Annotated in this window: 21 protein-coding genes; 20 read left to right on the top strand and 1 reads right to left on the bottom strand. The window is 41.9% G+C overall.

The genetic code is table 11. The annotated features are described in order from the left end of the window. Positions 1-20: 20 nt before the first annotated feature. Entirely contained in the window at positions 21-653 is a 633-nt protein-coding gene (locus tag BN1609_RS02245; protein WP_088808610.1) for a hemolysin III family protein, read from the bottom strand. 155 nt (positions 654-808) lie between these two features. On the opposite strand from BN1609_RS02245, the gene BN1609_RS02240 reads away from it, so the two are divergent. The 20 genes from BN1609_RS02240 to BN1609_RS02145 all read left to right on the top strand — a co-directional run bounded on the left by BN1609_RS02240 (position 809) and on the right by BN1609_RS02145 (position 17,597). Beyond that, the gene (locus BN1609_RS02240) at positions 809-1,648 is read left to right on the top strand and encodes a DegV family protein (protein WP_088808611.1); all 840 of its coding nucleotides are present in this window, start codon (positions 809-811) and stop codon (positions 1,646-1,648) included. Between the two features lie 18 nt (positions 1,649-1,666). After that, positions 1,667-2,461 carry an SGNH/GDSL hydrolase family protein gene (locus tag BN1609_RS02235; RefSeq protein ID WP_088838674.1) on the top strand — a complete coding sequence of 265 codons (795 nt, stop codon included), beginning with the start codon at positions 1,667-1,669 and terminating at the stop codon, positions 2,459-2,461. A 14-nt stretch (positions 2,462-2,475) separates the two neighbouring features. Continuing rightward, positions 2,476-3,102 carry a YpmS family protein gene (locus BN1609_RS02230; protein ID WP_088808613.1) on the top strand — a complete coding sequence of 209 codons (627 nt, stop codon included), beginning with the start codon at positions 2,476-2,478 and terminating at the stop codon, positions 3,100-3,102. A gap of 26 nt (positions 3,103-3,128) precedes the next feature. After that, positions 3,129-3,662 (top strand): peptide-methionine (S)-S-oxide reductase MsrA, encoded by a 534-nt coding sequence (gene msrA / locus BN1609_RS02225; protein WP_088808614.1) that lies wholly within the window; start codon positions 3,129-3,131, stop codon positions 3,660-3,662. Positions 3,663-3,668: 6 nt separating this feature from the next. Next, positions 3,669-4,106: a peptide-methionine (R)-S-oxide reductase MsrB gene (gene msrB / locus BN1609_RS02220; protein WP_088808615.1), complete on the top strand. Its 438-nt coding sequence runs from the start codon at positions 3,669-3,671 to the stop codon at positions 4,104-4,106. Positions 4,107-4,161: 55 nt separating this feature from the next. After that, positions 4,162-5,067: a Gfo/Idh/MocA family protein gene (locus BN1609_RS02215; protein ID WP_088840466.1), complete on the top strand. Its 906-nt coding sequence runs from the start codon at positions 4,162-4,164 to the stop codon at positions 5,065-5,067. An 84-nt stretch (positions 5,068-5,151) separates the two neighbouring features. Further along, complete coding sequence (locus tag BN1609_RS02210; protein WP_088815129.1) at positions 5,152-5,382, top strand: YozE family protein; 231 nt, start codon at positions 5,152-5,154, stop codon at positions 5,380-5,382. Positions 5,383-5,395: 13 nt separating this feature from the next. After that, complete coding sequence (gene deoD / locus BN1609_RS02205; RefSeq protein WP_088808618.1) at positions 5,396-6,094, top strand: purine-nucleoside phosphorylase; 699 nt, start codon at positions 5,396-5,398, stop codon at positions 6,092-6,094. A gap of 69 nt (positions 6,095-6,163) precedes the next feature. Then, the gene (locus tag BN1609_RS02200) at positions 6,164-6,982 is read left to right on the top strand and encodes a D-alanyl-D-alanine carboxypeptidase family protein (RefSeq protein WP_088808619.1); all 819 of its coding nucleotides are present in this window, start codon (positions 6,164-6,166) and stop codon (positions 6,980-6,982) included. Positions 6,983-7,091: 109 nt separating this feature from the next. Further along, positions 7,092-7,388, top strand: coding sequence for a metal-sensing transcriptional repressor (locus tag BN1609_RS02195; RefSeq protein WP_088808620.1), 297 nt, complete (start codon positions 7,092-7,094; stop codon positions 7,386-7,388). Positions 7,389-7,402: 14 nt separating this feature from the next. Further along, on the top strand, positions 7,403-9,616 hold the full coding sequence (locus BN1609_RS02190) for a cation-translocating P-type ATPase (RefSeq protein WP_088840465.1): 2,214 nt from the start codon (positions 7,403-7,405) through the stop codon (positions 9,614-9,616). Between the two features lie 12 nt (positions 9,617-9,628). Next, a complete protein-coding gene (locus tag BN1609_RS02185; protein ID WP_088808622.1) occupies positions 9,629-9,835 on the top strand; it encodes a copper ion binding protein in 207 nt (68 codons plus the stop codon). Between the two features lie 428 nt (positions 9,836-10,263). Beyond that, positions 10,264-11,739, top strand: a complete 1,476-nt coding sequence (locus BN1609_RS02180; RefSeq protein WP_088808623.1) for a S41 family peptidase — start codon at positions 10,264-10,266, stop codon at positions 11,737-11,739. 25 nt (positions 11,740-11,764) lie between these two features. Next, positions 11,765-12,178, top strand: coding sequence for a MarR family winged helix-turn-helix transcriptional regulator (locus tag BN1609_RS02175; protein WP_088808624.1), 414 nt, complete (start codon positions 11,765-11,767; stop codon positions 12,176-12,178). A 140-nt stretch (positions 12,179-12,318) separates the two neighbouring features. Further along, complete coding sequence (locus tag BN1609_RS02170; protein ID WP_088840464.1) at positions 12,319-13,032, top strand: metal ABC transporter ATP-binding protein; 714 nt, start codon at positions 12,319-12,321, stop codon at positions 13,030-13,032. Between the two features lies 1 nt (position 13,033). Continuing rightward, positions 13,034-13,867 carry a metal ABC transporter permease gene (locus BN1609_RS02165; protein ID WP_088808626.1) on the top strand — a complete coding sequence of 278 codons (834 nt, stop codon included), beginning with the start codon at positions 13,034-13,036 and terminating at the stop codon, positions 13,865-13,867. After that, positions 13,864-14,784: a metal ABC transporter substrate-binding protein gene (locus BN1609_RS02160; RefSeq protein WP_088825296.1), complete on the top strand. Its 921-nt coding sequence runs from the start codon at positions 13,864-13,866 to the stop codon at positions 14,782-14,784. The genes BN1609_RS02165 and BN1609_RS02160 overlap by 4 nt, the downstream gene beginning before the upstream one ends. A gap of 96 nt (positions 14,785-14,880) precedes the next feature. Then, on the top strand, positions 14,881-16,170 hold the full coding sequence (locus tag BN1609_RS02155) for an NCS2 family permease (protein WP_088808628.1): 1,290 nt from the start codon (positions 14,881-14,883) through the stop codon (positions 16,168-16,170). A gap of 60 nt (positions 16,171-16,230) precedes the next feature. Beyond that, on the top strand, positions 16,231-16,701 hold the full coding sequence (lspA, locus tag BN1609_RS02150) for a signal peptidase II (RefSeq protein WP_088808629.1): 471 nt from the start codon (positions 16,231-16,233) through the stop codon (positions 16,699-16,701). Further along, entirely contained in the window at positions 16,698-17,597 is a 900-nt protein-coding gene (locus tag BN1609_RS02145; protein ID WP_088815135.1) for an RluA family pseudouridine synthase, read from the top strand. Before lspA ends, BN1609_RS02145 begins: the two co-directional genes overlap by 4 nt. Positions 17,598-17,701: the final 104 nt, after the last annotated feature.

Raw genomic sequence — 17,701 nt, 5'->3', positions numbered from 1 at the left:
AAGAGCCCGGTGGCGTTTTTCTATACATAAAACAAAATACAGAAATACATAAAGGTTGTGCCAGCGATGACAAATAGGTGCCAAATCGCATGCATGTACGGGATTTTTGGAAAGCTGTAAAGCACAGCGCCAATCGTGAACATGATGCCGCCAGTAGCGAGAAGCCAAAAACCAGTTGCACTAAGGCCGGAATAAAGCGGCTTAATGCCGATTAAAACGAGCCACCCCATGATGACATAAACGATGGTTGACAGAACCCGCCATTTTTCCAAAAAGAAGATTTTGTACGTAATGCCGAGAAGTGCAAGCCCCCAGACAATGCCGAAGAGCGTCCAGCCGAGTGCGCCCTCTAAGGTGATTAAAACGAACGGTGTGTAGGTGCCAGCGATTAGTAAGTAGATGGATGCGTGATCCATAATGTTGAAAATTTTGCGCGCTTTGCATGGCTTAAAACTGTGCAGTAGTGTGGAGCAAAGATAAAGAACCATAAGCGAGATGCCGTAAATGAGAAAGCTGGTTAAATAGAGAGGATCATTTTTCGTTACGCCATATAGGACGAGTAAAATAAAGGCTGGAATGCTAAGTAAAAAGCCGATACCGTGCGTGATGGCGTTCGCGAGTTCTTCTTTAAAATTATAGGAAATCGTGTTCATTTTATCACCAAACTTTTCTTTTGTAATACCTTTATCTTACGGCAAAAATGTTAGAATGAAAAGAGTTTTCTGAGATTTTCCTAATATGACTATCCTAATAGCCAATTGAACGTTATAATAGGGAGTATCAAGCGAAAATTGGATGTGATGAAAGTATGAGGAAAATAAAAATTATTACGGACTCTACAGCATGTATTTCAGTTGAAGAACAAAACGAGTGGGGGATTGCGGTTTTACCGTTGTCTGTAGAGGTTGACGGGAAAATATATAATCCGCTAACCGATTTAACACCGGAAGCTTTTATGGATTTAATGAGTTCGTCAAAAAGTTTACCAAAATCTTCTCAACCCGCAATTGGGAATTTTGTTGAGATGTATGAAAAATATATTGCTGAAGGTTACGATATTTTATCCATTCATTTAACGGAAAAATTAAGTGGAACGGTGAATACGGCTAGACAAGCTGCCGAAATGGTTGAAGGAAATGTGACCGTTGTTGATACGGATTATATCGCAAGAGGCCAAGCTTTCCAAGTGCTTGAGGCAGCTAAATTGGCGAAATCTGGCGATGCTTCGGTTCAGGAAATTACGGCGCGCATGACGGAAATTCGGTCGAAAACGAAACTTTATATTGTCGTTGTGACGCTTGAAAACCTTATTAAAGGTGGGCGCGTCGGGAAAGTGCAAGGGATTTTAGGTAGTCTGTTAAACATTAAATTGATTGCGCGTTTAAAAAATGGCCAGCTAGAAGAAGAGGCTAAATTACGAAGCAACAAAAAAATCATGTCGTATTTATTTGATGTGATTAAAACGGAGTCGAAAAAAATTGTCGAGCTGGATATTGAACATGCGAATGGTCTTAAAATGGCCGAGGAGTTCAAAGCGCAGGCGATGGAAATATTACAGCTTAGCAAAATGCCGATTTTTAATGCCGACCCAGTTGTGGCAACGCATGCAGGAAACGGCGCTTTTGCAGTTATGTACTATACTGAATGAAGTGAGTGAATAAGATAGATGAAGAAAAAATGGATTTGGCTTTTAGTCGCCGTATTTGTCATTGTTGCGGGGATTCTAGGCGGATTTTATTTGAAAGATTATATGGAGCAAAAAAGGATTGCGGAACAGACGCCAATTCGATTGCTCGCGATGGGCGATTCCTTGACGGAGGGCATTGGCGATGAAGAGAAAAATGGCGGCTATGTCGGGATTTTAGAGCGAGAACTGAAACAAAATGAGGATGTCAGAAGCGTCAAAACGTATAATTATGGCGTTTCGGGCAACCGAATTGATCAGCTTTTAAAACGTTTGGATGAAAATGAGGATTTCCGTTCCGATTTAAAAAAGGCGAATGTCGTCACAATTACAATCGGGGGAAATGATGTCATGAAAATCCTCAAGTCGCGCTTACTTGAAGCACAAGTAAGTGATTTTACGAAAGCGGAAAAAAATTTCCAAAAGCAATTAGTCACCCTCTTTTCAGAAATCCGTACCTTAAATCCAGATGCGCCTGTTTTTTTAGTGGGGATTTATAATCCGTACACCACATATTTCAGCCAAATTAAACAACTGGATACGATTATTTCGAGTTGGAATAAAGGGTCTGAAAAAATTGTTGCAGACGAACAAGACGTTATTTTTGTGCCAGTTGCGAATGTTATTGAAAATCGCGAAAAGAAAAATATGGACAAGCCGAACCCGCTACTTTCGGGTGATTATTTCCATCCGAATCATAAAGGCTATGAAAAGATGGCGGCTGAGCTTTATGGAAGCATAAATCAAGCGATACAAGACGGGGAAATTCCAAAATAAGAAAGGTGATTGGTTTGGAGCGGAGCAAGCGAAATAATGAAACGAAAGCGGATTTAAAGCGGCAAATAAATTATTGGAAAATCATTTGTTTGGCGTTATTACTTCTTATTGGCGGATTTTTCATTTGGATTTATTTGTCGATTTTCGTTTTAAGTCCTACTGAATCTGGTGGGCCGGCTTTAATTAGCAATAAAAAGAATGTGGAGTTTCAAACGAGTACGACGAAAGCGGATTTAAATAAGCTGATTGCGACGTACATTGATGATTTTACGAATGATGATGATATTGGCTATGACGTTTATGTTGGCAACACGGTGACTTTCCAAGCGGAAGCGGAACTGTTTAATGAACCGATCCAGCTGACACTTAATTTTTCCCCAAAAGTAGTGGACGATGGAAATGTGCTACTCACGCTTAAAAGTATGTCGGTTGGTGCGCTGCCGCTGCCGGTTTCTTCTGTGATGAGTTTTGTGAACAAGGAATATAAATTCCCTGATTGGGTGACGGTGATTCCGAAAAAGAAAACAATCTATCTTGCACTCGATCGTTTAAAATTAAAAGGGGATACGAAAGTTCGTGTCGATGCGCTAAATTTGAAGAAAGATGATATTTCGTTTACACTTTTAGTACCAGTGAAATAGTTTTTTTGGTAGGAAGGGTGATAATTTTGACGGAAAAACATTTAGAAAAAGCGACATTTGCAGGCGGTTGTTTTTGGTGTATGGTGAAGCCTTTTGACACGCAACCGGGCATTTTGAAAGTTGTATCGGGATATACGGGAGGGTTTACGGAAAATCCAACGTATGAGGAAGTTTGTAGCGGTAAGACGGGACATGCGGAAGCGGTTGAAATTACGTTTGATCCAGAAGTTTTTCCTTATGATAAATTAGTCGAGGTTTACTGGCAGCAAACGGATCCAACTGATGCGACTGGCCAATTTGTTGACCGCGGCGATTCCTACCGGCCAGCAATTTTTTACCATAATGCTGAACAAAAGGCTATTGCCGAAAAATCAAAACTAGCTTTAGACAAAAGTGGTCGTTTTAAAAAACCGATTGTAACGGAAATTGTACCGGCTGAAACGTTTTATCCGGCAGAGGACTACCATCAAGATTTTTATAAAAAAGATGCGCGTCATTATAAGGGCTACCGAAATGCATCTGGCCGTGATCAGTTTATTCAGTCGCACTGGGAAGGGTGATGCGCTATGAATAATGAGAAAAAACAAGCAAGGCTACGCGAACTCACGGATTTACAATATAAAGTGACGCAAGAAAGCGCAACGGAGCGCCCGTTTGAAAATGAATTTTACAATCATTTTGGTGAAGGTATTTACGTGGATATCGTATCTGGAAAGCCGCTTTTTTCTTCTAAAGATCAATATGATGCGGGTTGCGGCTGGCCGAGCTTCACAAAGCCAATTGATGCGGCAGAAATCGCAGAAGAATTTGATGCGAGTCACGGCATGCGACGGACAGAAGTTCGTTCAAAAGAAGCCGACTCCCATTTAGGACACGTGTTTACAGATGGACCACGGGAAAGTGGTGGTTTGCGCTACTGCATTAATTCAGCAGCGCTTCGCTTTGTACCACGAAGTGACTTGGAAAAAGAAGGTTATGCAGAATATCAAAAACTGTTTGAATAAATCAGGAGGCTCTTTGGACATTCTAAAGGGCCTTCTTTTAAAGGAGAGTGCTAGAATGAAAGTCGCAATTATTGGGTTAGGTGGGATTGCACAAAAGGCGTATTTGCCAGTTTTTGCAGAAATGGAAAATGTTGAAATTCATCTTTATACAAGAAATTCGTTGAAATTGAAACAGCTTAGCGATAAATATCGCTTTCCGTATATTCATCAGTCGATTGATTCGCTCATTGAAGCGGGTATTGAAGCCGCATTTGTACATAGTTCAACGGCAAGTCATCCAGAAATCGTGCGCCAACTTTTAGACAATCAGATTTCCGTATATGTTGATAAACCGATTTCGGATAATATCGAGGAAACGCGCGCATTGACAGCACTTGCAAAAGAAAAAAAGACGCTGTTTATGACGGGCTTCAATCGCCGCTTTGTGCCGTTTTATCAAACGCTTAAAGAGCTTCCAGATGCCAATATGATTGTCATTCAAAAAAATCGCCCGAACCAACCAGGTGAGGCGCGAACGTTCATTTATGACGATTTCATTCATGTTATCGATTCGGTTCGTTTTCTTTTAGGGGAAAAAATTCAGGATTTTGATGTCTACGGTACGTTTGACGGAGACTTATTAGCGAGTGTAACGGTACAATTCAAGGGCGAAACGAAAAACGCAACGGCCATCATGAACCGAAATAGCGGTGTCAGCGAAGAAAAAGCTGAATTGATGACGAAAAACGGAAAATGGACCGTCGCCAATTTGACGGAACTAACGATTCAAACCGGCATCGAAACGCGCCTAGTGCGCCATGCAGATTGGGAAGGAACGCTCGCAAAACGCGGCTTCGTATCGATTATCCATGCCTTTTTAGATGCTGTCAGAAGCGGTGCGGCAGAACCAATTTCAAAAGATGACGCACTAGAAACCCACGAAATTTGTGAAGCAATCTTGAAAAAGCTATCTGAGCGCTGATTTCATCATTTTTACAATTTAGCTTTACCTTTTCGCGAAAATCCTCTATAGTAAAAGTTGAAAAACAAGATGGAGGGAACGAATTTGGGACGATCTTTTTACCATTTTTTAATGACTTATCGGGATCCAGTAAAGCAGGACGCAAAGACAAATTTTGCGAATGCAGCTTATAAAGATCATAGTTTTCCAAAACAAGCGAAAAATTATCATACTTTAAGTGATTATTTAGAGTTAAATGCGCCTTATTTAAATGGTATGGCGACTTTTGATGAACTTTGGGACGAGTACTTGTTAGACGAAGAAAAAAACCGCTAAGGAGGAAAGTAAGATGAGTGTACATATTGCAGCAAAACAAGGTGAAATTGCCGAAAGTATTTTATTGCCAGGAGATCCTTTACGTGCGAAACATATTGCAGAGCGCTTTCTTGAAAAGCCAGTTTTATTTAATGATGTTCGCGGGATGCTTGGTTTTACAGGAACTTATCAAGGGCAAAAAGTGTCCGTCATGGGAACAGGAATGGGTGTACCTTCGATATCGATTTATGTGAATGAGCTCATTCAAAGTTATGACGTTCAAAATTTAATTCGTGTTGGTACAATGGGCGGCATGCAAAAAGACGTCAAAGTACGTGATGTAGTCATTGCTCAAGCGGCTTCTACTGATTCACAAATTAATCGCAATACGTTTGACGGTGTTGATTTTGCACCTGTTGCAGATTTTAGCTTACTAAAAAAAGCGTATGACGCAGGTGTTGAAAAAGGCTTATCAATTAAAGTTGGCAATGTCTTTTCATCTGACCGTTTCTACAATGATGAGCTTGATAAACAAAAATTAGCGGATTATGGTGTGCTTGGGATTGAAATGGAAGCCGCTGCACTTTATACGCTAGCTCAAAAATACAATCGTCGTGCGTTAGCAATTTTAACCGTTAGCGATCATATTTTTACTGGGGAAGAAACAACGGCATTAGAACGCCAAACGACTTTCGATGATATGATTGAAGTGGCGCTTTCCGCTACACGCTAAAACGAAATTTAGAACTTAAAAAGCTGATGGGGGCATTGTGCAGTTATTCAGAAAGGTTGATCATTTCACATGAATACAATTATTGGCATAGCGCTTGCGATTTGTGTGTCCATCGTACAAACTGTTCATGATGTTGATTCGCAAAAGCAAGTAAATGCACCGACAAACGAAGTTACACAAAATACGGAACTGCAAAAATTAAAAAAAGACCCACTTTATCCGTTTATTGATAAGCAAAATCAGACAAAAGTGGAAAATGGTATTACGTATATTGAAAATGAAGATAATCTTTTAATTTTAGCGAATAAGAAATACTCGATGCAACCAACGTACGCACCAGCCGACTTAGTCGTGCCTGATGTCGCTTTCTCATTCGGAGATACTTCTATTGAAAAAGCGCATATGCGAAAAGAGGCAGCGGAAGGTCTTTCGAAAATGTTCCAAGGAGCAAAAGAGGCTGGGTACGATTTATATGCCGTATCGGGGTATCGTTCTTATAAACGCCAACAAGAAGTTTTCCAAGCCGAAGTAAATGCGAAAGGTGATGCTAAGGCGCGCGAGGCTGTGGCTTATCCGGGAACTAGCGAACATCAAACGGGGCTCGCGATGGATATTTCATCTAAAAGTGCGGATTTCAATTTAAGCGAAGGCTTTGGCGCCACACCAGAAGGCAAGTGGGCGAAAGAAAATGCGCATCAGTATGGATTTATTTTACGCTATCCAGCAGGCAAGGAAGCCATTACAGAATATCAATATGAGTCTTGGCATTTCCGTTATGTGGGTGTAGATGCGGCTAAAATTATTTACGAAAATAACTGGACGCTAGAAGAATTTTTTGACCACGTAGAAGCTTTGGATAAGGAAGTTCAGGCGGCTAGTGCGAAGTAGTTTTTTAGAATCATGATGTATCATGATTCTTTTTTTTTGAACAAAACACTTGCTTTTATACCTATAGGGGGTATAATAGTAATTGTAAATCGAAAAAGGAGGGGCTCGCATGAATATGGATAAACCAATTGTTCCGCGCGATTCGGAGGAAACAAAGCAAATTTTAAATCGATTAAAGCGCGTGGAAGGACAGATTCGTGGAATTCAACAAATGGTGCAAGATGATCGGTATTGTACGGATATTCTCGTGCAAATTTCGGCGGCGAATTCGGCGCTAAAAAAAGTTGGACTAGAAGTGCTTGAGCATCACACGAAGCACTGCGTGATGGACGCTGCAAGTCAGGGCGACGGCGAAGCAGTTTTGGATGATTTGGTCCAAACAATACGCCAATTTTCCAAAACGTAAAAGGAGTGTTTTAAATGGAGGAGAAATACATTCGGCAAGATTTAAATATATTTGGTATGACGTGTGCGGCCTGCTCGACGCGCGTTGAAAAATCATTAAATAAAGCAGATGGCGTTAAGCAGGCGAACGTCAATTTGGTAACGGAAAGCGCGGCGGTTTACTATGACCCAGACGTGATTTCGCCAGATGGTTTGATTGGGGTTGTCAAGCACGCAGGATATGATGCGAAAGAAAAAATGTCCAAAGCCGAAAAAGACGAAATTTTAGCGAAGAATTTCCAAAAAGAAGTTTGGCGTTTTGTCATTTCGGCGATTCTTTCGCTTCCGCTCTTACTTACGATGATTTCACATATTCCCGGGCTTGCTACGACAAGCTTTGCCCACACTGTGATGAACGTCATTAACCCGACAGTTCAACTCGTTTTGGCCAGCATTGTGCAGTTTATTATTGGGTATCGTTTTTATGACGGAGCTTACAAAGCACTTCGGGGGAAAAGCGCGAATATGGATGTTCTCGTCGCACTTGGAACGAGCGCAGCTTATTTTTACAGCCTTGTCGAGTACATTTTGCAAATGACAGGACAAACAGATATGCCGCATTACTATTTTGAAACGAGTGCGATTCTGATTACGCTCATTTTGCTTGGGAAACTACTCGAAAGCTATGCGACTTCACGCACGACGGAATCCATCGCAGGGTTACTAAAACTTCAATCGAAAGAAGCGAACGTGCTTCGCGACGGAAAAGAATGGAAGGTACCGCTTGAAGAGCTCCGCCTAGAGGATATTTTAGTCATTCGTCCGGGCGAAAAAATACCCATAGATGGTATTATTGTATCTGGCGAAACGAGTATCGACGAGTCAATGATTTCCGGAGAACCAGTCCCCGTGAATAAAAAAGCAGGCGACGACGTCATCGGTGGTACGGTGAATTTTGATGGTGTCTTGCAAGTTCGCGTAACAAAACGAATGGAAGAAACTGTTTTACAATCGATTATTCGATTAGTAGAAGAGGCACAGGGTGTGAAAGCTCCTATCCAAAGAATCGCCGATAAAATTTCAGGTATTTTTGTTCCCGTAGTTTTAGGCATCGCCCTTGTTGTTTTCATTACTTGGCTTTTAGTCGGCGGCGAATTGAGTCATGCACTTGAAGTTGCTATCGCCGTTCTTGTTATCGCCTGTCCATGTGCGCTTGGCTTAGCGACTCCAACCGCCATTATGGCTGGAACTGGGAAAGGCGCTGAAAATGGTATTTTATTCAAAGGTGGCGAACATCTTGAACGCACGTCGAAAGTTGACACGATTATTTTCGATAAAACAGGTACGCTTACAGAAGGCAAGCTAAATGTGACGGATGTTTTTAGTACCGATGAACGCTTTCTAAAATATGCGCTCGTAATTGAGTCGCAAAGTGAACATCCAATTGCGATGGCGATAAATCGTAAGCTCGCTGAAGACGGTGTTCAAACGGACGGCGTTGAAATTGGTCGCGTTCGCGCAAAAGCAGGCCACGGCATGTCAAGTGTCATGGACGGTCAAAAAGTGGAGCTCGGTTCTTACCGGTATATTCAGGCGATAACGGAGCTTTCTGAGGATGCTCGCGAACAAGTTGAATCCTTTATGCAAGAGGGGAAAACGGTCGTATTAATGGCGATTGAAGGAACTTTTGCGGGTGCTTTCGCGTTATCTGATGTAGCTCGTCCAGAAGCGGTTCAGGCGATTCGAAGCTTGCAGGCGCAAGGGATTAAAACTTTTGTCTCCTCGGGTGACCAAACCGTTGTCGTTCAAAATATGGCTGACGCCTTACAACTTGATGGATTTTTTGCAGAACAACTCCCTGGGGATAAAAGTGAGTTAGTCGTTAAACTGCAAAATGAAGGTCATGTCGTAGCCTTTGTTGGCGATGGTATAAATGATGCCCCAGCTCTTGCCGCATCTGATGTAGGAATTAGCATCGGAACAGGTACCGACATAGCAATTGAAACTGGTGACGTAACGCTTGTTGGCCATCGTTTAACGCTCATTCCAGAAACCGTTGAGCTTAGCCGTGCTACGATGCGAAACATTCGACAAAACTTCTTTTGGGCGTTAGCCTATAATTGTGCCGGTATTCCAATTGCAGCCCTTGGGCTACTTGCCCCGTGGGTTGCAGGACTTGCCATGGCGTTTAGTTCCGTATCTGTTGTCAGTAACGCACTGCGACTAAAAAGATATAAATTTAAAAATTAGGAGGAGATTAGTATGGAAAAAGAAGTATTAGAAATTGAAGGAATGAGCTGCGATCATTGCAAAGCGCGCGTTGAAAAAGCGCTAGGAGAATTAGTTGGTGTTTCAGCAGCCACAGTTTCACTTGAAGAAGGAACTGCGACGGTTAGCTTTGATGCTAGCAAAGTAACCCAAACACAAATGGCGGAAGCTGTTGAAGAAGCAGGCTATGAAGTCGTTTAATCGCGAAGGAAATATAAAAAGCGCAATCTTTTTTGATTGCGCTCAGACTGATGACAAACAGCAATCTTCGTCGTTAAAGCCTCCGTTCCGCTCCGCTTCGCCTAACTTCTCACATGGTCGGGCAAACTACGCCCTTCCTGTTTTCAGTCATCACGTACTCAAGTACGCTCCGGTGCGGTACTCGGCAATGCGTAAGAATCTCACCATTTGTCATCAGTCTGATTGTGCGTGGTACGTTTTGTTTGGCTTAAAGTTTAGAGTTTTTCTACAAGCTGAGCGCAATCTTTTTTGATTGCGCTTTTTATATTGTAAGCTTATTACAATTATTTCAATGGAAAAGGATACCATAAACGGGGAAAAACTGTTAAAATAAAAAAGTTAGGATAGTAAATGAAAGTTGCTATACATAAAGAAAGTGGTGAAGGTTGATGGATCAAAACCAACAACAAGATGAGAATAACTCGAAAAAACAGAAGCCAGGACATGGCTATATTAAAATAAAGACATTTCCATTTATTATGCTTTTATTTGCCTTTGTGTTCGTGACAGCGCTTGTTACAACGATTGTGATGTCACTTGGGGAAGATAAACAAGTAAAAGTTTCCATTCCAGAACGTAAAGAGTTTACAAAATTATATGAAGCGTACGACGAGATTACGAAAAACTTCTACCAAGACACGAATTCAGCAGATTTAGTTGATGGAGCGATTACAGGGATGATAAATTCGCTAGATGATCCCTACTCAACTTTTATGACAGAAAAAGAGTCGGAGGATTTCAATGATTCGATTAGCTCAAGCTTTGAAGGAATCGGTGCTGAAATTCAAGAGCAGGACGGAAACATCATGGTCGTTTCACCGATTAAAAATTCTCCAGCTGAAAAAGCGGGCATTAAACCAAAAGATATTATTTTAAAAGTAGACGGGAAATCAGTCAAAGGTGATACTGCCACAGAAGCAACGAAAAAAATCCGCGGGGAAAAAGGCACGAAAGTAACACTTACTATTCAACGCCCTGGTGTTGATAAGCCTTTTGATGTGGTAATCACGCGTGCAGAAATTCCGATTGAAACGGTTTATAAAGAAATGGGCGACGATAAAATTGCGCACGTCACCATCAGTACTTTCTCTGAGAATACATCTGAAGAACTTTTAAAAGCATTGAAATCACTTGATAAAGACGGCATGAAAGGTCTTGTTATGGACCTGCGCGGAAACCCAGGCGGCTTGCTGGATCAAGCGGTAAGTATTGCTAGTATGTTCGTTCCAGATGGGAAAGTGGTTGTGCAAGAAGAGGACAAAGATGGCGAAAAAACAGCCATTACAGCAGACAGTTCAGCAAATGATGGCTATAAAGTAAAAGTGCCAACAACGATATTGATTGATAATGGTAGCGCAAGTGCATCGGAAATTTTAGCAGCAGCAGCGAGTGAATCAGGGGATATTCAAATCGTTGGTACGAAGTCCTTTGGAAAAGGCACGGTCCAAACAGCTAAAACTATCGAGGACGGGTCAACGATTAAACTAACCATTGCGAAGTGGCTCACACCAAACGGCACATGGATTCATAAAAAAGGAATTACGCCTGATAAGGTCATCAGCATGCCAGCTTATGCGACAGCAACAGTTCCACCTAGCAGCGAGAAATATACAATCAATGATTTTGGCGATAATGTTAAGACCATTGAAGAACTCCTAAAAGCGCTTGGCTACAATGTTGGCGATGTTGATGGGCTTTACACAACCGAAACCGCCTATGCAGTGGAACGCTTCCAACGTGATAATGATTTGGAACAAACAGGCATTATGACTGGGAAAACGACGGACAAGTTAGTGGAGTTGATTCAAAAACAACTGAAGGAAAACGATCCGCAATTAAATGCCGCAAAAGCGATGACCAAATAAGAGATACACACAGGAGGATATTGAAGTGGATAACTATTTAGAAATTGAAGCAGCCGTCAAAAGAGTATTCAGCAGTTTTCGCCATGATATTGAATCTGTTTTAGACAAAAAAATGAGCAGCGGTGAATACCGCGTCTTGAGATTGATTAGTAGTGGTGTTAATAAAACGAGTGATTTAGCTAGAAAACTGGACGTTTCGGCGAGCCACATTACATCACTCACGGACGCGCTAGTCGCTCGTTCGCTTATTACGCGCAATCGTTTAACAGAAGATAGACGCATCATTTTGCTTTCACTCACTGACGAAGCGGAGAAAATTGTTAAGGAAGTCAGCAAACGAAAACGCGAATTAATTGTAAAACGCTTCGCTGTCTTTTCAGATGCCGAACAAGAAGAATTTAAACGGCTATTAAAAAAGTTAGCGGACTCAATTGATTGAACCTCACGTATGTGAGGTTCTTTTTTATACAAAAACCTTGCCTTTTTAAAATGTCTCGATTATACTAAAATAAAAGTTGGTCAAAGGAAACAATTTTAGTTTTAGTTCAAAAAGAGTCTTTTGGGAAAGAGGAGGATTTTATGGATATTACAAATATCACGGTTCGATACGAAGATAAAGTTGTGTTGGACGATATTAGTGTTGCGATAAAGCTTGGAAAATTAACGGGAATTATTGGGCCTAACGGGGCTGGGAAATCGACGTTACTAAAAGCGATGATGGGGCTCGTGAAGCGTGAAGCAGGAGAGGTGATGATTTCGGATGTGGCGCTTATAAAAGTGAAACAAAAAATTGCTTATGTTCCGCAACGTAGTGAAATCGATTTAACTTTTCCTATAACTGTCCAAGAAACGGTTCTGCTTGGAACCTATCCAAGTTTGCGGTTGATGCAAAAGCCCGGAAAGAAAGAAAAAGAGCGGGCGCATCAGGCGCTTAAACAAGTTGGAATGGAAAGCTATGCAAAGAAACAAATTGGTCAATTATCTGGCGGACAATTGCAACGCATTTTTATTGCACGAGCGCTAGCACAAAATGCGGAAATTTTTTTGCTAGATGAACCTTTTGCGGGAATTGATGCGACGAGTGAAAGATTTATTATGGGACTGCTGAAAAAACTGCGCGACTCTGGCAAAACAATTGTCGTTGTTCACCATGATTTTCATAAAGTAGCAGAATATTTCGATGAGATTATTTTACTAAATAAAAAATTAATTACAGCTGGACCTGTTGAGGCTCATTTTACAGACGAGATGATTAAACGAGCTTATGAGGTTCAAATGGTGAGGGGCGGATAAAATGGAATTTGTTCAAGGATTATTTGAATACCAATTTCTACAAAAAGCATTGCTTACGTCTGTTGCGGTAGGAATTGTGTGCGGCGTCATTGGTAGTTTTATCATTTTGCGTGGTATGTCGCTGATGGGGGATGCAATTAGTCATGCGGTGTTACCAGGCGTTGCGATTTCGTATATGGCAGGCATTAATTTTTTCTTTGGGGCGGTGCTATTCGGTATTTTGGCGGCGTTCGGGATTGGATTTGTGAACCAGAAAAGTACGATTAAAAGCGATACGGCGATTGGAATCGTATTTAGTGCTTTTTTTGCACTAGGCATTATTTTAATTACGCTTGCGAAAAGCAGCACGGATTTGTATCACATTTTGTTTGGGAATGTACTCGCTGTACGTTCATCAGACATGTGGCTGACGATTGGAATTGCGGCCATTGTCGTCACATTAATTGGCCTTTTTTACAAAGAATTGTTTATCAGTTCTTTTGATCCGGTTGTGGCCGAAACATATGGCTATAACACGCGCTTCTTGCACTATTTTCTTATGTTGATGCTCACGCTCGTGACGGTTGCGGCGCTGCAAACAGTGGGGATTATTCTCGTCGTTGCACTGCTCATTACGCCAGCTGCTACAGCGTATTTAATCACCCACCGGCTGAAGACGATGATTTTTCTGGCTGCTTCATTCGGTGCAGTGAGTTCTGTGATTGGGCTGTTTTTAAGCTATCGCTATAACTTGGCTTCCGGCGCAACCATTGTACTCACGGCAACGCTTTTATTTATCATCATTTTTATAAGCAAAAATCTTATTTTAGTTAAAAAGAAAGGGGTTTTAGGATGAAACGCGTTATTTTATTTGCGAGTTTCCTCGCTTTGGTCGTGCTTGGTGCGTGCGGTGCGGCTAGCGATAAAGAAAAATCAACTGACAAATTGCAAGTTGTCGCCACGTATTCGATTTTAGCAGATATGGTGAAAAATGTTGGCGGAGATAAAATTGATTTATATAACATTGTGCAGGCAGGCGTAGATCCGCATGAATACGATTTGTTACCGGAGGACATTCAGAAAGCAACGGATGCGGATGTTATTTTTTACAACGGTTTAAATCTTGAAACGGGCAATGGCTGGTTTACGAAGATGCTTGAAACGGCCGGGAAATCGCAAGACGATGCAACAGTTTTGAGTGAAGGTGTAAAACCGAAATATTTGACGGAAAAGGGGAAGGAGAGTGAAACGGATCCGCACGCTTGGTTAGATGTATCAAACGGGATTATTTATGTGAAAAACATTGAGAAGGCACTTTCCAAAAAAGATCCTGATAATAAAGCGTATTACGAAAAACGGGCTAAGGACTATATTGCCAAATTGGAGAAACTAGATGCGGAAGGCCTTGCTGCTTTCGGTGATTTGAATGAGAATCAGAAGACGCTTGTAACAAGTGAGGGAGCGTTTAAATATTTTGCTGAAAGATACGGACTTTCTGCGGCTTACATTTGGGAGATTAATACTGAAAGTCAAGGAACTCCGGAACAGATGCGCCAAATTATTAAGACCATTCGTACGCGCAATGTGAAAAGCTTATTTGTTGAAACGAGCGTGGATCCGCGAAGCATGGAAAGTGTTTCCAAAGAAACGGACGTCCCTATTGTTGCCAAACTGTTTACTGATTCAACAGCGAAAAACGGGACAGCGGGTGACTCGTATTTGGAAATGATGCAACTCAATTTTGAGCGGATACACGGCGGACTCGCGAAGTAGCGTTTACTTTTAGCCAGTTCTTTGCTATAATTTTATCTTGTGACAAGGCGTATCCTTGTGGGTTGGGAGAGGGACAATTTCATAGAGGGAAGAAAAATGAAAAAAGTTTTTGAACAAATGTTTCAGCTAAAGAAGGAAGGTACGACAATTCGCACTGAACTTTTAGCTGGCATGATTGGCTTTTTCACCGTTGTGTACATCATTGTTGTCAACAGTTCGATTTTGAGTGAGGCAGGAATGAGTTACGAGGGCGTTGTCATCGCAACGATTTTCATTTCCGTAGTAGGCTGTTTTCTAATGGGCTTTTGGGCAAACTTACCGCTTATTTTAATGCCCGGTATGGGGATTAATGCGCTGTTTGCATACAGCCTAGTAAACACGATGGGGCTTTCATTCGAGCAAGCGCTCGCTGTCGTTGTCGTGAGCGGTATCATTTTTATGGTGCTTGCTTTTACCCCTTTGGCTCGAAAATTAAATGAAGCCATTCCACTTGTCTTGAAGCAAGCTATAACAGTTGGATTAGGGTTCTTCTTGATTTTACTTGGCTTAGAGAAAGGCGGAATTGTAACGCGTGGCAGTCATTCGATTTTAGCGCTTGGTAAATTAGATGACCCCGCCGTTTTAGCGACCATACTCACGCTACTTGTAACGATGATTCTCGTCATTCGCAAAGTGCCAGGCGGCTTTTTAGTCAGCCTACTCATCGGAACGATCATTGGCTATTTCTTCGGCATAAACGGAAAAGTGAGCGGAAGCGCGCTTAGCCTAGCACCGTTTAAAGACGTGTTCTTGCAACTCGATTTTTCCGGCATAACGGAAGTGGCCTTCTGGTCTGGCGTATTTTCTCTAACGATGGTTGTCGTGTTTGAAACGGTCGGTTTGACATACGGTCAAGTGCGGCAATTAAAACATGAGGAACGCTTACCACGAGTGCTTCAAGCGAGTTCTGTGACCGTGTTTTTATCCGGGATTTTCGGAACAAGTCCAACGGTTTCCGCACTTGAAAGCGGCTCGATGATTGCAAGCAACGCCAAAACAGGCCTTGCAAGTGTTACAACGGGTGTTTTGTTCTTATGTTCGCTCTTTTTAATGCCATTCCTTTCAGTTATTCCAAACAGCGCGGTTGCGCCGATTCTAATCATCATCGGGATGTCGATGGTACAGGAATTAAAAGAAATGGATTTAAAAAATCCTGCGAATAGTTTTTCAAGCCTACTCATTATTGTCATTATCCCTTTCGCCTACAGTATCGCGGACGGAATTGCCGCAGGCTTTATCGCGTACCCCATTTTACATTTATTTGTAAAAAAAGAGGAAAAGATCTCGCCTGTGATGTATGTGATTGCGGCTTTATTTTTAGCGCAATATATTTTACAATGGATATAATGACTCGGAAAAGCTGCCCAGTCGATGGGTGGTTTTTCTTTTTGGAAAAGAGGAGAATAGATGTACTATTATTATCTCATCACGGTCGCCGTTTTAATTGTCGACCAATTTACAAAATGGCTAGTGGTACAAAATATGGAAATCGGGGAACAAATTACGGTGATTCCGAATTTCCTTTACTGGCTAAGTTACCGAAATAACGGAGCTGCTTGGAGCATTTTAGAAGGAAAAATGTGGCTCTTCTATATTATTACTGTCATCGTTGTCGGCATTATTGTTTATATTATGCAAAAGTATGCGAAAGGTCACACATTATTTTCTGTTAGCTTGGCGCTCATTTTAGGCGGAGCTTTAGGGAATTTCATTGACCGATTATTGCATCAGGAAGTCGTGGATTTCATTGCCACCGTGTGGGGAAGCTATCATTTTCCGATTTTTAATATTGCGGATGCCTCGCTATCAATTGGGGTAGTGCTCATGCTTATTTACGTCTTCTTAGATGATCGCAAAACGAAAGGAACGAATTCATGAAGCTTGAAATTACTGAAGAAATGAAAGGTGCCCGCCTAGATAAGGCACTTAGTGAACTGACCGATTTAAGCCGTTCACTTGTTCAATCGATGCTAAAGTCGGGTGATGTTCTTGTAAATAGCGAAAGCGTCAAAGCGAACTATAAAGTGCAAACGGGCGACGTTATCACCTACCAAATTCGGGAGGTCACAGAACTTGTTGCGGAAGCAGAGGATATCCCACTCGATATTTATTACGAAGATCAAGATGTTTTGGTCGTGAATAAACCGCAAGGCATGGTCGTTCACCCGGCAGCGGGCCACATGTCCGGTACGCTTGTGAACGCGCTACTTTATCATTGTAAGGATTTGTCGGGGATAAATGGGGTCGTCCGTCCTGGCATTGTTCACCGTATCGATAAAGATACGTCGGGGCTTCTAATGGTGGCGAAAAACGATGCGGCACACGAGTCGCTCTCAGAACAGCTGAAGAACAAGACGAGCGACCGGATTTATTTGGCTCTCGTCCATGGTGATATTAAGCACCAAAAGGGCACGATTGAAGCGCCGATTGGACGAGCAAAAGAAGATCGCAAAAAGATGGCGATTGTTGCAGATGGCAAGGAAGCGCGCACGCATTTTGAAGTCGTCGAACGATTTGGTGCCTACACGCTTATAAAATGCCAACTAGATACTGGCCGGACGCATCAAATCCGCGTTCATTTGAAATACATCGGGCACCCCCTTGCCGGCGACCCGAAATATGGACCAAAAAACACGTTAAAAGGCAACGGCCAATTCTTGCACGCAAGTGAGTTAGGATTTGAACATCCAAAAACGGGCGAGCGCCTGCATTTTAAAGCTCCATTACCAGACGTTTTTCACGAAACCCTCGCAACATTACGCGAATCAAATTGAATATTTTTGGAAAAGAGTGCTTTCGTGGTGCTCTTTTTTGTTCGAGAGTTTTGTGTTATATTGGGGGAAAAGTGCACAGCGATAAAAGGGACGGCAGATTTTAA

The sequence above is a fragment of the Listeria sp. ILCC797 genome, assembly GCF_900186185.1.
Classification (GTDB): Bacteria; Bacillota; Bacilli; order Lactobacillales; family Listeriaceae; genus Listeria; species Listeria goaensis.
This window is presented reverse-complemented; position numbering and strand designations above follow the sequence as displayed.

Coding starts and splice junctions, on each gene's coding strand:
- BN1609_RS02245 (WP_088808610.1), bottom strand. CDS start 653: ATGAACACGATTTCCTATAATTTTAAAGAAGAACTCGCGAACGCCATC.
- BN1609_RS02240 (WP_088808611.1), top strand. CDS start 809: ATGAGGAAAATAAAAATTATTACGGACTCTACAGCATGTATTTCAGTT.
- BN1609_RS02235 (WP_088838674.1), top strand. CDS start 1,667: ATGAAGAAAAAATGGATTTGGCTTTTAGTCGCCGTATTTGTCATTGTT.
- msrB (WP_088808615.1), top strand. CDS start 3,669: ATGAATAATGAGAAAAAACAAGCAAGGCTACGCGAACTCACGGATTTA.
- BN1609_RS02215 (WP_088840466.1), top strand. CDS start 4,162: ATGAAAGTCGCAATTATTGGGTTAGGTGGGATTGCACAAAAGGCGTAT.
- deoD (WP_088808618.1), top strand. CDS start 5,396: ATGAGTGTACATATTGCAGCAAAACAAGGTGAAATTGCCGAAAGTATT.
- BN1609_RS02200 (WP_088808619.1), top strand. CDS start 6,164: ATGAATACAATTATTGGCATAGCGCTTGCGATTTGTGTGTCCATCGTA.
- BN1609_RS02195 (WP_088808620.1), top strand. CDS start 7,092: ATGAATATGGATAAACCAATTGTTCCGCGCGATTCGGAGGAAACAAAG.
- BN1609_RS02190 (WP_088840465.1), top strand. CDS start 7,403: ATGGAGGAGAAATACATTCGGCAAGATTTAAATATATTTGGTATGACG.
- BN1609_RS02185 (WP_088808622.1), top strand. CDS start 9,629: ATGGAAAAAGAAGTATTAGAAATTGAAGGAATGAGCTGCGATCATTGC.
- BN1609_RS02180 (WP_088808623.1), top strand. CDS start 10,264: ATGGATCAAAACCAACAACAAGATGAGAATAACTCGAAAAAACAGAAG.
- BN1609_RS02170 (WP_088840464.1), top strand. CDS start 12,319: ATGGATATTACAAATATCACGGTTCGATACGAAGATAAAGTTGTGTTG.
- BN1609_RS02165 (WP_088808626.1), top strand. CDS start 13,034: ATGGAATTTGTTCAAGGATTATTTGAATACCAATTTCTACAAAAAGCA.
- BN1609_RS02160 (WP_088825296.1), top strand. CDS start 13,864: ATGAAACGCGTTATTTTATTTGCGAGTTTCCTCGCTTTGGTCGTGCTT.
- BN1609_RS02155 (WP_088808628.1), top strand. CDS start 14,881: ATGAAAAAAGTTTTTGAACAAATGTTTCAGCTAAAGAAGGAAGGTACG.
- lspA (WP_088808629.1), top strand. CDS start 16,231: ATGTACTATTATTATCTCATCACGGTCGCCGTTTTAATTGTCGACCAA.
- BN1609_RS02145 (WP_088815135.1), top strand. CDS start 16,698: ATGAAGCTTGAAATTACTGAAGAAATGAAAGGTGCCCGCCTAGATAAG.